General features: G+C 49.6%; 12 protein-coding genes. 3 read left to right on the plus strand and 9 right to left on the minus strand.

Translation table 11 applies throughout. From position 1 onward, the window contains the following. From A8F97_RS18610 to glmU, 8 genes are all read right to left on the minus strand, one after another. Positions 1 to 249 (minus strand): acyl carrier protein, encoded by a 249-nt coding sequence (locus A8F97_RS18610; RefSeq protein ID WP_005976575.1) that lies wholly within the window; start codon positions 247 to 249, stop codon positions 1 to 3. A 23-nt stretch (positions 250 to 272) separates the two neighbouring features. Continuing rightward, a complete protein-coding gene (locus A8F97_RS18615) occupies positions 273 to 539 on the minus strand; it encodes a phosphopantetheine-binding protein (protein WP_005976573.1) in 267 nt (88 codons plus the stop codon). Positions 540 to 558: 19 nt separating this feature from the next. Then, positions 559 to 1,347, minus strand: a complete 789-nt coding sequence (locus tag A8F97_RS18620) for a lysophospholipid acyltransferase family protein (protein ID WP_015731578.1) — start codon at positions 1,345 to 1,347, stop codon at positions 559 to 561. Then, positions 1,340 to 2,068, minus strand: coding sequence for a beta-ketoacyl synthase chain length factor (locus A8F97_RS18625; RefSeq protein WP_033072405.1), 729 nt, complete (start codon positions 2,066 to 2,068; stop codon positions 1,340 to 1,342). Before A8F97_RS18625 ends, A8F97_RS18620 begins: the two co-directional genes overlap by 8 nt. Positions 2,069 to 2,111: 43 nt before the next feature. Then, positions 2,112 to 3,179 (minus strand): methyltransferase, encoded by a 1,068-nt coding sequence (locus tag A8F97_RS18630; protein ID WP_014702145.1) that lies wholly within the window; start codon positions 3,177 to 3,179, stop codon positions 2,112 to 2,114. A gap of 89 nt (positions 3,180 to 3,268) precedes the next feature. Continuing rightward, positions 3,269 to 3,655, minus strand: coding sequence for a hypothetical protein (locus A8F97_RS18635; RefSeq protein ID WP_014702144.1), 387 nt, complete (start codon positions 3,653 to 3,655; stop codon positions 3,269 to 3,271). A 265-nt stretch (positions 3,656 to 3,920) separates the two neighbouring features. Continuing rightward, positions 3,921 to 5,753 carry a glutamine--fructose-6-phosphate transaminase (isomerizing) gene (gene glmS, locus A8F97_RS18640; RefSeq protein ID WP_014702143.1) on the minus strand — a complete coding sequence of 611 codons (1,833 nt, stop codon included), beginning with the start codon at positions 5,751 to 5,753 and terminating at the stop codon, positions 3,921 to 3,923. Positions 5,754 to 5,941: 188 nt separating this feature from the next. After that, positions 5,942 to 7,312 carry a bifunctional UDP-N-acetylglucosamine diphosphorylase/glucosamine-1-phosphate N-acetyltransferase GlmU gene (glmU, locus tag A8F97_RS18645; RefSeq protein ID WP_014702142.1) on the minus strand — a complete coding sequence of 457 codons (1,371 nt, stop codon included), beginning with the start codon at positions 7,310 to 7,312 and terminating at the stop codon, positions 5,942 to 5,944. Positions 7,313 to 7,625: 313 nt separating this feature from the next. On the opposite strand from glmU, the gene pelX reads away from it, so the two are divergent. After that, a complete protein-coding gene (gene pelX, locus A8F97_RS18650) occupies positions 7,626 to 9,860 on the plus strand; it encodes a pectate disaccharide-lyase PelX (protein WP_014702141.1) in 2,235 nt (744 codons plus the stop codon). Between the two features lie 320 nt (positions 9,861 to 10,180). Here pelX and A8F97_RS18655 read toward each other — a convergent pair whose 3' ends face one another. Next, on the minus strand, positions 10,181 to 11,548 hold the full coding sequence (locus A8F97_RS18655; protein ID WP_014702140.1) for a formimidoylglutamate deiminase: 1,368 nt from the start codon (positions 11,546 to 11,548) through the stop codon (positions 10,181 to 10,183). Positions 11,549 to 11,657: 109 nt separating this feature from the next. On the opposite strand from A8F97_RS18655, the gene hutC reads away from it, so the two are divergent. Beyond that, positions 11,658 to 12,419, plus strand: coding sequence for a histidine utilization repressor (gene hutC / locus A8F97_RS18660; protein WP_014702139.1), 762 nt, complete (start codon positions 11,658 to 11,660; stop codon positions 12,417 to 12,419). Further along, the gene (locus A8F97_RS18665) at positions 12,416 to 12,967 is read left to right on the plus strand and encodes a HutD/Ves family protein (protein WP_033072406.1); all 552 of its coding nucleotides are present in this window, start codon (positions 12,416 to 12,418) and stop codon (positions 12,965 to 12,967) included. The genes hutC and A8F97_RS18665 overlap by 4 nt, the downstream gene beginning before the upstream one ends. The last annotated feature ends 11 nt before the right edge of the window (positions 12,968 to 12,978 follow it).

Genomic DNA, 12,978 nt, shown 5'->3' on the forward strand with positions numbered 1-12,978 from the left:
TCAACCTTCACGGAGCAGGTTTTCTACCGCATCAACCACATCCTGTACGGTACGCACAGATTTAAAAATTTCCGGCGATATTTTGCGCCCGATGCGTTTTTGCAGGTGAACCACCATATCCACGGCGTCAATGCTATCTAACTCAAGATCTTCATAGAGGCGGGATTCAGGTTTTATCTCATCAGCATCCAGTTCAAACAGCTTGACCAGTAAGCCGGTAATTTCCTGATAAATTTCGTTTTTATCCATCATCAACTCATTTTATTTTACTATCAGGCACTTACGGCGCGCTGAGTGTTGATAAAAGCGGCAAGGGTAGCAACGGAAAAGAAGTGTTGGCGCACTTCTTCACTTTCAGCAGAAAGTACGACGCCATAACGGTTTTTAACCGCTAGCCCCAGTTCAAGTGCATCAATAGAATCCAGACCAAGACCCTCGCCAAAAAGCGGGGCGTCCGTTTCTATTTCATCAACGCTAATATCTTCAAGATTAAGAGAATCAATAATCATCTCTTTGATTTCAATAAATAGACTTTCCATATGCATTTCCAAATGGTGATCAGCTTTCTGGTGTTAAAGATTGCTGCAAAAGGCGATTCAAACGGCGAGCCGCCAAGGATCGCGCCTCTTCAGGCGCCATAAAAATGTCGCTGCTGATACGTTCGCGCACGCTCACCGTGAAATACGGCTTTTCAGGCGGAATATGATACCAACGACTTTGTTTTCCTAATGTGTCTTGACTACAACAAATATGCACGACCCGCAAATCACAGCCGCAGCGCACCGCAATATTTGCAGCACCACGTTGCAGAACAAGAGGTTCCCCATAACGTGTGCGCGTGCCTTCAGGAAAAATAATGATCGCATCACCGTTATCAAGCCGCTGCTGGCAGTCCGGTAATAGCGCATCAGATTGGCTGTTAAGCAGGTAATCTGCAGAGCGAATAACGCCACGGAAAAAGAAGTTTTTCTGTAAGTCGGCCTTAACCAGACAGTCTGCATCTGGCATGACGGACGCCAGTAACACATAGTCGATTAACGTCGGATGATTAGCGATAATCAAACAACCGCGATCGCGCTGTAAAGTTTCGATGCCGTCAATACGGTAATCCAGCACCCCTAACCTGCGAGCACTGCATAAAAAAAGTCGGAAGCTGGCGGAAATGCTACGGCGTGCCAACTGGCGGCGGCGAGTGGTATCCCGCTGAATCAGCAACACATTGAACCACACCAGAGAAAGCAGCAAACCGCCAACGCCAAACATGGCAAAACAAATGCCGGTCATCATTAGCCGCCACAGACGATTCAAACGCGCGGCAGGGCAAAGAACCAGCGATGACTCAGACATGATGTCTTTCCCATGTCCAGTCAACACGTTCACCGGGTAAGGAAAAACATGTTTTTTTGGCAAGGAAAGCATGTAAAAACAGCAGGCTTTGCGGTACGCCACCGTCGTGGCGTTCTACCTGAGGTCGCGATTCACACACCACCTCATCGCCATCTCCTAACAATAGAGCGACAGCATAAGGATAACGAGGCATTTTTGCTGGAACATGTGGATGGTAGAAATCAGGGATCGCGCCATCAAAATCAACCAGGAGAATAGTGCGGTAGCCCGCAGCCTGTAATGCTTTCACTTCAACAAGACCTTGTTGAAAAGAGTCTATTCCTGCGGCAATCGACGTAGAAACCAGCGGTTTTTTTGCCGTAATTGTCAGGCTCCCTACTGCCGCATTATGTACTGACATAGCAAAATCGGTAGGCGAAATATTTTCATTTTCTGAAAGCGCCTTCAGGATACTCAGGTTACGTTCTAGTTCACCGTGACGAGAGGTGAAAACAATCGCATCAACCGCCTGGCGACGTAACAACGCTAACCCACTATCGACCGCCAAACGGCTCCCTTGATGAAGGCGACGAGCCATCATCATGGGTAAATGCCGACATTTATCCAAAGGTTGCTCAGCATCGATAGCCGCAGACATCAGCGACCAATTGAGCCAATCATCCGTGCCGCTGAGGCCCGGAGCACTGGCCTGCCAATCAATAATTGAAAATGCTAATCTCATACTGCTTTCTTCCAGTCCGACCTATTCAGGCTATACTGTTTTGCTATCGCTTTTTACAAATCAACAGCGTGTGACCGATACCAATGTTATCGATTTGATTTTCAACAATAAACCCGGCCTGTTCTAACAAGGGTAAAAATCGTTTGGCCGCATAGAAACGGCTAGTGCCATTGGCAAGACAGGTAAAGTAGAGCGAAGAGGCATTCAGGCTAAAAGCGCCAGCTTCCCACCGTTGACGATCCCAGAAAATCTCTAAAATACAGACTCTGGCATCCGGCTTCATCACGTCGGCGATTTTACGCAAGATAGCCACGATGTGTTCTTCGCTGAAACAGTCGAGGAACTGGCTCATCCACCATACATCCGCTTCATCTGGCAATGGGCAATCAGAAAGCATATCAACAGCGCAGCCCTGAATACGGTCAGACTTCTCTGCTTCTTTGATATTTTCTGTCGCTAGAGCAATTTGCTCCGGCAAATCCAGGATCGTAATGTTCACGTCACGATCGTAGTCATAGCAACGCATCGCCCATTTACCCGTATTCCCACCCACATCGTATAGATGTTTTGGCTTGAGCTGGAAAACATGTGGCAAGGCAGCGTCAAAAGCAGCATCGGAATAGAAATGATCGAATGCAAACCAACTCTCTTTTGCCTGCGGCGGAAGTTGGCTTAATGCCGGATATATTGTTGGCCATTCACCAAAAACTTTTAATCCAGAAGGTTCATTTTTTGACAAGGCTTCATCAAGGTAAAACATCCCCTGATAACAGACATCCTGAGTAAAATCCATGTTAACGCGCGTCATGCGGTCATGAAGCAGATAATGACCAATCTTAGCCAGAACGTACTGTTCATCTTTCTGAATAATAATCCGACCACTTAGCCCGACATCCAGCAGGAGCTCAACGGCATAGTGATTTAATGAGGTGATAGCAACAATCTCGTCGAGATTTGCGCCCTGCTGGCCGCGCTTATCCAAAAAATCTAAAATACCGTGGTTACGCAGATTGATAGCGGCCTGAAACAGCATGGGAGCAAACGCAATTCGTTGCGCTTCTGTAATAGCATCCAGAGCGCTGACATTATCTTTGTCATATCCGTAATACACTGATTTTTCCCTTGAGGTCGGACAAAACGATCAGAAAAGAACAACAAAAAATAGAGCCGGATAGCAATGAAGATATCCGACTCTTAAAATTATTTAATCTGTTGACTGGCAAGTTTTAACTGAATCTCACGATCGAGGTTATTTATCCAACGGTTATAATTACGATGGATTTCACCATTAGCTGCCTTGAGATTTTTACTGCTGACATAATTAATGGAATAACTTGTCTGTGAGTAGGTAATGCGAATATCAGCAACATGACCACGTTGGTCAAGATGGCCATTAATCACCCCTGGAGAAGCTTGCGTCATTGCCCACTCGCGCTCCAACCCTGCCTGAAGGATGGCTGTTTTTACCTGTTCAGTTGTCATTTGTGCTGCAATAGGTTTCGTAACGTTAGCAACTGGCGCTGTACGAGCACAACCAGCCAACGCTAAAACACAGGCGAATCCCGCAAAAATAAGCTGCTTTTTCATAAAGTTCCTGTCCATAGATAAATACAGTTCTGCCAAAAAACACATTGCTGATGCAAGGTGTAAAATTAATGCACCATTAAAACTATTTTACACAAAATAAAGATAGCTTGACAAAAAAAACGTGATTTCAAGATTCAGATTTTTACCAAAAAATCGCTATGCGGTGAAAGCAGAGTAATAAGCACAGTTAAAAAGTGGATATAAAAAATCCGCCTTATGTCGATAAACATAAGGCGGACAGTAATAACCAATAAAATATCGGAAGTTACTCTACCGTAACAGATTTCGCCAGGTTGCGCGGCTGATCGACATCGGTGCCTTTAATCAGCGCGACGTGATAAGACAGCAACTGCAACGGCACTGTGTAGAAGATTGGCGCAATCACTTCTTCGATATGCGGCAGCGGAATAATCTTCATATTTTCGCTGCTGGTGAAACCAGCATCTTCGTCAGCAAAGACATACAACTCACCGCCGCGCGCTCGAACTTCTTCGATGTTGGATTTCAATTTCTCCAACAGTTCGTTGTTCGGGGCAACCACGACAACCGGCATATCTGCATCAATCAGCGCCAGTGGGCCGTGTTTCAGTTCGCCTGCTGCATAGGCTTCAGCATGAATGTAAGAGATCTCTTTCAGCTTCAGCGCCCCTTCCATCGCGATCGGATACTGATCGCCACGGCCGAGGAACAGCGCATGGTGCTTGTCAGAGAAACCTTCTGCCAGAGATTCGATGAGCTTGTCTTGAGACAGCATCTGCTCAATACGCGCTGGCAGCGCCTGCAAACCATGAACGATGTCATGTTCAATCTGCGCATCCATACCGCGCAGACGGCCAACACGAGCCACCAGCATCAGCAGAACGGTAAGCTGGGTAGTGAAGGCTTTAGTCGAGGCCACACCAATCTCTACGCCCGCTTTGGTCATCAGCGCCAGATCGGATTCACGCACCAGCGAGGAACCCGCAACGTTACAGATAGCCAGCGACCCCAGATAGCCCAGCTCTTTGGACAAACGCAGCGCCGCCAGCGTATCCGCCGTTTCACCGGACTGAGACAGGGTAATCATCAAGCTGTTCTTACGCACAGCCGGTTTGCGATAGCGGAACTCGGAAGCAATTTCTACGTCGCACGGAATCCCTGCCAGCGCTTCAAACCAGTAGCGGGAAACCATACCGGAGTTGTAGGACGTCCCGCAGGCAATAATCTGAACGTGCTCAACCTTCGCCAGTAGTTCATCCGCTTTCGGGCCAAGTTCAGAAAGATTGATCTCGCCGTGGCTGAAACGCCCTTCAAGGGTGTTCTTAATCGCCATCGGCTGTTCGTAGATCTCTTTCTGCATATAGTGACGATACGCGCCTTTGTCACCGGCATCGTAATTCACTTTTGATTCGATTTCTTCGCGTGTAGCAAGCTGGCCTGATTTATCAAACACGCGCACGTCACGACGGGTAATTTCCGCCACATCGCCTTCTTCCAGGAACATGAAGCGGCGCGTCACAGGCAATAATGCTAGCTGATCGGAAGCAATGAAGTTCTCACCCACACCACGACCAATCACCAGCGGGCTACCAGAACGGGCAGCAACCAATACGCTTGGGTCGCGGTTATCCAACACCACCATGCCATAGGCACCGCGCAGTTGTGGAATAACACGCTTAACGACGTCAACCAGCGTTCCGCCATTCTGTTTCTGTTCAAAATGGACTAGATGGGCAACCACTTCCGTATCGGTTTCAGAAACAAAATGATAGCCGCGACCAATCAGCAATTCGCGCAGCGGCTCGTGGTTTTCGATAATACCGTTATGGACGATAGTGATATGTTCAGAAACATGCGGGTGTGCATTCTCTTCAGAAGGTTCACCGTGCGTTGCCCAGCGCGTATGGGCGATACCCGTACCGCCGTGTAGATCATGCTCATCAGCAGCCTGAGACAACACCTGTACTTTACCCAGACGACGTAAACGGGCGACATGCCCTTCGCTGTCAACAACCGCCAGCCCCGCTGAGTCATAGCCGCGGTACTCAAGACGGCGTAAACCTTCCAACAAAATTTCAGCAACATCACGTTGCGCAACTGCGCCTACAATTCCACACATCGATGGTATTCCTATAAAAGTGACATATTGTGTCACCAGGGATGTCTTAGACCTGATTGTTCCGGTTTTTCCGGGTTCCCCGAGCCTTGTAGAGAGTTGGGGATTATTATGTTTTGTTTTGTGCTCTGGGAGACCAAAACACAAGACAACACAACCTCCGCCACAAGCGGAGGTATACCATTCAACGACTATTTTTTCTTCACCGGACGTTGCCAGCCGGAGATATGCCGTTGTTTCACACGACCGATCACCAGTTCGTTCTCTGCGACATCGCGCGTGACCGTTGTGCCTGCGCCAATTGTCGCACCGTTGGCAACGCTGACGGGGGCCACAAGTTGCGTATCCGAACCGACAAACACATCATCACCAATAATCGTTTTGTGTTTATTCGCACCGTCATAATTACAGGTGATTGTTCCAGCACCAATATTAACACCGGAACCAATATCCGCATCACCTAAATAGCTAAGGTGTCCCGCTTTCGATCCTTTCCCCAAACGCGCTTTTTTCAGTTCAACAAAATTGCCAACGTGCGCCCCCTCGGCCAGTTCAGCGCCAGGGCGCAAGCGGGCAAATGGCCCAACGGTGCACTGCGCTTCCAGAACGGCATCTTCCAGTACGGAATAAGGGCTGATCTCACAATCATCGCCAATGATGCAATTTTTGATCACACAGCCGGCACCAATTTTCACCCGGTTGCCGAGTTGAACATGGCCTTCCATAACCACATTGACATCAATCACCACATCGCGACCATGAGTCAGTTCACCACGCAGATCAAATCGTGCCGGATCGAGCAGCATAACGCCAGCCAGTAGCAGCTTATCCGCCTGTTCACACTGATAAACCCGCTCCAGCGCCGACAGTTGCAGCCGATTATTGACGCCCTCAACTTCACTCAGTCGCTCGGGATGGACCGCTTCAACGCGCTGACCTTCTTCCGCCGCCATCGCAATAATGTCGGTGATATAAAATTCGCCCTGTGCATTGTTGTTGTTCAACTGGCTTAACCAGCGCTTCAAATCTTTACCGTTGGCAATCAAAATGCCGGTATTTATCTCGTTAATCTGGCGCTGTGCTTCACTGGCATCTTTGTGCTCGACAATCCCGACTACGGCACCGTTTTCACGCACAATCCGCCCATAGCCCGTCGGATCGTTCAGTTTCACCGTCAACAGACCGATACCACCCTGCGGCTTAGCATCACGTAAACGCCCCAGCGTTTGCGACGAAATTAGCGGCACATCGCCATATAACATCAGGATATCTTCATCATCGGCAAAATGAGGGGCTGCTTGCTGCATCGCATGGCCGGTTCCCAACTGTTCCGCTTGCAGCACCCAATTCAATGCCGGATCGGCCAATTCACGTTTTAACAAATCCCCGCCGTGGCCGTATACCAGATGAACATGCTGCGCACCTGTCGTCATGGCCGCATCAATCACATGCTGAACCATCGGTTTGCCTGCCAGTTGATGCAACACTTTAGGAAGGTCGGAATACATACGGGTTCCTTTACCCGCCGCGAGAATAACCACACTCATAGCACTATTTGACATAAGCATCCTGACAATACGAAGCCACTGCCCCGCAGAATAAAAATGACTAGCCGATTACGGCCTGAATAACCAGAGTTTACCGAAATTCCGGCATAACGCAGATGATTTTTGGTGAGCTTTTTCTGAAAGTCGCTCGCAAAGTCCCGAATACTCATGAGGAAAGAACGAGATCCTCAACAACAAAAATGGCACGTGGTTTTATAAAAAGCAGACTTTGTTTTTAAGTATTTCTATTTGTGACACACACAAAAGAAACAGCGTTTCATTTATAGCAATATACGCGGGCGAATAATTCAATAATGAAGGAGACACAATGAAACGTTGTTCTTCACAAAAATGTGATTTTGTACGGAAACACCGTTCTTCACGCCTCGCAGCCGTCGCGTTGACGAATGCATTACTTTTCAGCTTCAGTGCACACGCCGCGACAGAATCAACACCCGTCTGGCACGGTATCGCCTTTGGTCAATCAACAGACGTAAACTTTTCATCCAATGTTCTGCCGGAAAAAATTGGTGTTAATGATGTCACCATTAACGGTAAGAAGTTAGCGCCGGGAGACAATGTCGATTTGTCCGCACCTATCACGATTGAGAGTCGTGGCGGAAAGATTGCCAATACCCATGATGGGTTGACGTTCTTCTATACGCAGTTGCCTGCCAATGTGAATTTTACACTTCAGTCTGATATTACCGTGGAACAATTTGGGCCAGAAAATGGTGCCAAGCCTGCGGCTCAGGAAGGGGCAGGAATTCTGGTGCGCGATATTATCGGCATTCCGCGTCAGGAACCGTTGAAAGAAGGGTATGAGGAATTCCCTGCGGCATCCAACATGGTGATGAACGCCATCATGACGCAGGATAAAAAATCTCATACTGAAATCAAGCTACAGGCGATTTTGCGTAATGGCGTGACACAGCCGTGGGGCAACGCGGGCGCGAAAATTACCAAAACCAGCTACCAGGAAAATGTCAATCTGGAGCAAACCCCGACTTTCCGTCTGAAACTGGAGCGCACCAACGACGGCTTCATAACCTCTTATGCACCGAAAGGCACGGATAACTGGGTATCAAAAGAAGTCAAAGGCGCAGATGTCGTTACCAAGCTGGATAAAGACCACTACTACGTCGGTTTCTTTGCCTCCCGTAACGCCAAAATCACCGTCAGCAATGCACAGTTGACGACGACACCGGCGCAAACCAAAGCCTCACCGGAATTTAAAGTCAAGGCTTACGATCCGTTACTACAGGTGATGTCATCGCCTAAAACCACCAGCGAACACTATGTTGTACAGGCTAAAGCCAATTACAACGGCACGATCGCCGTTTCACAAGACGGTAAATCGCTGGGCGATGCCAAGCAGGTAAAAGCTGGCGAGACGTTCTCTCTGCCAGCAAAAATTGCCGGTAATAGTGCTGAATTCAAGATCGCCTACCAGCCTGCTGAAGGGGATGATAAAGCAGTAAAAGAGAGCACGTTCAAAGTTGAAAAAGTGGCTTATGCAGACGCAAAAAATCTGTATGTTTCGCCACAAGGTTCAGCCAGCAACGACGGCAGTAAAAATGCCCCGCTCGATTTAGCCAGCGCCGTCGCCGCTCTACCAGCAGGCGGCACCATTTGGCTCAACGATGGCGATTACAGCGCAACTGAAATCCCTGTCAGCGCCAGCGGCCAGCAAAAAGCTGTCAAGAACCTGTTTACCGTCGGTAATAAAGCGGTCATTCACGGCCTGCAACTAAAAGCTAGCCATTGGCATGTTAAAGGGATTGAAATCACCGAGAAGCCGTTCCGTATAGAGGGAAGCTACAACACCATCGAACGCGTTCTGGCGCACCACGCTGACGATACCGGTATTCAGGTGACCTCGACGGCCGATGTTGGCAGACCACTGTGGGCCAGCCATAACCTGATCCTGAACTCAGAATCTCACAGCAACCAGGACCCAGGCAAAATTAACGCTGACGGTTTCGCGGTGAAAATGCGTGTAGGTGAAGGCAACGTAATCCGCGGTGCGTTCTCGCACAACAACGTCGATGACGGCTTCGACCTGTTTAACAAAATTGAAGACGGTGCAAACGGCGTTGTGGTGATCGAGAATTCAATTGCCATGAACAACACCAGCAATGGCTTCAAAATGGGGGGTGAAGGTCAGCCAGTGGCGCATCAGGTCAAACACAGCATTGCCGTGGGCAATAAACTTGATGGTTTCACTGATAACTTCAACCCTGGCGCACTGATCGTTGAAGACAATATCGCGTTAGATAACGAGCGCTTTAACTTCATTTTCCGCCCAAGCCCTTACTCTGGCCCAGAAAAACAAGGTGTCTTTAAGAACAACGTTTCACTGAAAACCAAAGCGGGTAAATATGATGATGCAGTTGTCGGAAATATCGATAACACCAACTACTTCATCAAGGGCGACCGTTCTGTTAATGCGCAAGGTAAGGAAGTCACCGTAAATAACTTCGTTTCGGTTATCGTCCCGGAGACGTTTACACGTGATGCCAAAGGCAATCTGGTACTTGGCGATTTCCTGAAGAAGAAATAAGCCTCTTCAACAAAATGCCTGCTCTCACAGTAGTGCTGATCCGTTAAGGATCTGTTGAACGAGCCAATAGCGGTATAAGAATCCGGAAATGTTCTTCATTTTCGGGTTCTTTTATGTGTCTTTCTCAGGCCATTGATCTCGTTTCCCATTACGATTAGACCCGTAATCCTTTGACTTCTCTTCGCTATTTTCTTGACCCAGAACTTATTGCTCGTTTCCCTGAGTCCGGCGCCGTCACCCTGCGTAAACGCCGTCGTCCTATGGAAGCCAACCGTAAAAACGGCTCCGGCAAAAAGACCATTACTTGCCAGCAGGCATGTTTATGCCACGATTCGTTTCATTACCTGAATGAAGTCCGCCGTTATTTTATCTTCATAAGGATGTTGCCCATTTTCAATCACCCAGCGTCCTCCCGTCATAACCCTTTTTATCGGGTTCGTTGAACAGGCGAAAATCCATCGGTTCAGACGCTCACGATCGCTGGCAGTGGCAAGAAATGGATCACGACTGTCGAGCAACAGCATATCGGCGCGATCGCCCACCGACAGTTGACCAATAGCCTGTCCCAGCGCACGGCGCCCTCCTTGCAATGCACCCTGATACAATACATTACCGATATAAGGTTCATCCGGCAGATGCAGTAAGTTACGTCGCCGTTTGTTTAATCGCTGCCCATACTCAAACCAGCGTAAATCCTCGCTGACGCTGACGCTGATATGGCTGTCGGAACCAATTCCCCATCGCCCCTTCTGCTCAAGATAGTCCGGTCCAGGGAAAATACCGTCGCCAAGATTGGCTTCGGTGGTCAGGCACAAACCCGTCACTGCGCCGGACGCAGCAATCTGCTGAGTTTCCTGCCGCGTAAGATGTGTGGCGTGAACCAGACACCACTGCTCATCCACCGGCATATGGCGATAGAGCCACTCCACCGGGCGCAACCCGGACCAGGCCACGCAGTCATCAACCTCTTTTTGCTGCTCAGCAATATGAATATGTATAGGCTGCGGTTGTGGGCTGGCTTTGAGCACGCTCTGCATCTGTTCCGGTGTGACGGCACGCAGCGAGTGGAAACACAACCCGGTGCGCTGCATCGGCTCAGCGGCAAGCTGCGCTGTCAGCGTCTCATGCAACGCAAGATAGCTTTCCGTATCGTGAATAAAGCGGCTCTGTCCAGTGGTAGCCGCCTGCCCGCCAAAACCCGAGAAGGAGTAAAGCACCGGCAGCAATGTGAGACCAATGCCAGCCGTTTTGGCCGCCTGCGAGATACGCAATGCCAGTTCAGCAGGCTGCGCGTAAGGTTTTCCGCCGCGATCATGGTGCAAATAGTGAAATTCAGCGACCGAGGTGTAACCGGCTTTCAGCATTTCGATGTACAGATAGCTGGCGATCGTTTCCAGTTGTTCGGGGGTGATTTTATCTACCAGTCGGTACATGAGATCGCGCCATGTCCAGAAGCTGTCCGCCGGATCGCCCACTACTTCGGTCAACCCCGCCATCACGCGCTGAAATGCGTGTGAATGCAGGTTCGGCATGCCCGGCACCAGGAAGCCGTCCAGACACATGCAGTTGTCATCCGCCTGGCTTCCACTTTCCAGAGCAGTGATCATGCCCTGTGTGGAAACCGTAATGCGGACATTATCCGCCCAGCCCTGCGGCAACAATGCTTTTGTCGCGAAATATACCGTCATATATCCCTCACTGTTAGCTGCTATTTTAGATGTATATACATGCATATATATATACATCTAATTGTGCGTAGAGTAAACTTCAACGGTCATCCGGGCGAGGAAAGGGTTAATGGAGCAAAGAGATATTTTTAAGGCAACCGCAGACGAAACTCATCTCGATCAGCCCGCCCCTCTCTATGAAAGGGTGAAAAGCACGATCAAGATCAATATCCACAGCGGTGCCTGGCCTGCGAACTACCGCGTGCCATCCGAAAGCAAATTGGTCAGTCAGTTTGGTTACAGCCGGATGACCATTAACCGCGCCCTGCGTGAACTGACCACTGAAGGGCTGCTGGTGCGTATGCAAGGTGTCGGGACGTTTGTCGCCGAAGTGCGCGGGCAATCTGCGCTGCTGGAAATTAACAACATCGCCGATGAAATTGCCAGCCGTGGCCATCGCCATCATGCGCGTGTACTGGAGTTGACACAACTGCATGCAGATACCCAACAATCGCTGACCTTTAACCTGCCGAAAGGCGGCCTCCTGTTCCACTCGCTGATTTGCCATTACGAAAATGGCGTTCCGGTGATGCTGGAAGACCGGATGGTGAATAAACTGATTGTGCCAGACTATCTGCAGCAGGATTTCACCCGCATCACCCCAAATGCCTATCTCTCTTCCATCGCACCGATTGTCGAGGGTGAGCACATTATTGAAGCTGTCAACGTTCCGCGTAGCGAATGCGTCTATCTGGAAATTGATGAGCACACGCCCTGCCTGCAAGTAAACCGCCGCACCTGGACCGGTAGCCAGGACAAGAAAATTGTCACCAGTGTACGCCTGGTCTATCCAGGTACGCGCTACCGCTTGGAAGGAAGCATGTGCAAATGAGGCTGCTGCCTTATACCGGCTACGCCGAAATGCGTTGGAAAAATGGCCAGGGCGTTACCCGCGAAGTGTGCCGTTTTCCCGCAGGCGAACAGTATGACTGGCGTATATCGATAGCAACAATCCGCGAAAATGGCGCGTTTTCGCGTTTTCCCGGCTACCTGCGCAATATCAGTGTGCTGGAAGGCGAAGGCATGTTTCTGACCATCGATGGTCAGCGCAGCGCATTAATCCCGCCTTTTAAGGCGATGGGTTTTAAGGGCGACAGCGTCGTTTCCTGCGAAATTGTCGGCGGGCCGTTACTCGATTTCAACGTGATCTACTGCCGCGAAACCACCGAATCGAGAGTACGCTGGATGCAAGCTGGAGAGTGGCAACATCAGCAGGGAACCCTGCTGATGTTCAACGCCGGAAATGCTCTGAACGTCACCGTCTCGGGTGAGCATCATACCCTACAACAGTACGACAGCCTGCTGATCAATAGTTCGGCGACGGTTGCCGTCAATGACATCGACGCGCTTATCGCCTGCGTGACGCTGACATCGCGCTAACGCCCGCTCAT

The organism is Pectobacterium parmentieri, assembly GCF_001742145.1.
Classification (GTDB): domain Bacteria; phylum Pseudomonadota; class Gammaproteobacteria; order Enterobacterales; family Enterobacteriaceae; genus Pectobacterium; species Pectobacterium parmentieri.

Excerpts from the sequence above, each read along its gene's own strand:
- A8F97_RS18610 (WP_005976575.1), bottom strand. The coding sequence starts at position 249 with ATGGATAAAAACGAAATTTATCAGGAAATTACCGGCTTACTGGTCAAG.
- A8F97_RS18615 (WP_005976573.1), bottom strand. The coding sequence starts at position 539 with ATGGAAAGTCTATTTATTGAAATCAAAGAGATGATTATTGATTCTCTT.
- A8F97_RS18620 (WP_015731578.1), bottom strand. The coding sequence starts at position 1,347 with ATGTCTGAGTCATCGCTGGTTCTTTGCCCTGCCGCGCGTTTGAATCGT.
- A8F97_RS18625 (WP_033072405.1), bottom strand. The coding sequence starts at position 2,068 with ATGAGATTAGCATTTTCAATTATTGATTGGCAGGCCAGTGCTCCGGGC.
- A8F97_RS18635 (WP_014702144.1), bottom strand. The coding sequence starts at position 3,655 with ATGAAAAAGCAGCTTATTTTTGCGGGATTCGCCTGTGTTTTAGCGTTG.
- glmS (WP_014702143.1), bottom strand. The coding sequence starts at position 5,753 with ATGTGTGGAATTGTAGGCGCAGTTGCGCAACGTGATGTTGCTGAAATT.
- glmU (WP_014702142.1), bottom strand. The coding sequence starts at position 7,312 with ATGTCAAATAGTGCTATGAGTGTGGTTATTCTCGCGGCGGGTAAAGGA.
- pelX (WP_014702141.1), top strand. The coding sequence starts at position 7,626 with ATGAAACGTTGTTCTTCACAAAAATGTGATTTTGTACGGAAACACCGT.
- A8F97_RS18655 (WP_014702140.1), bottom strand. The coding sequence starts at position 11,548 with ATGACGGTATATTTCGCGACAAAAGCATTGTTGCCGCAGGGCTGGGCG.
- hutC (WP_014702139.1), top strand. The coding sequence starts at position 11,658 with ATGGAGCAAAGAGATATTTTTAAGGCAACCGCAGACGAAACTCATCTC.
- A8F97_RS18665 (WP_033072406.1), top strand. The coding sequence starts at position 12,416 with ATGAGGCTGCTGCCTTATACCGGCTACGCCGAAATGCGTTGGAAAAAT.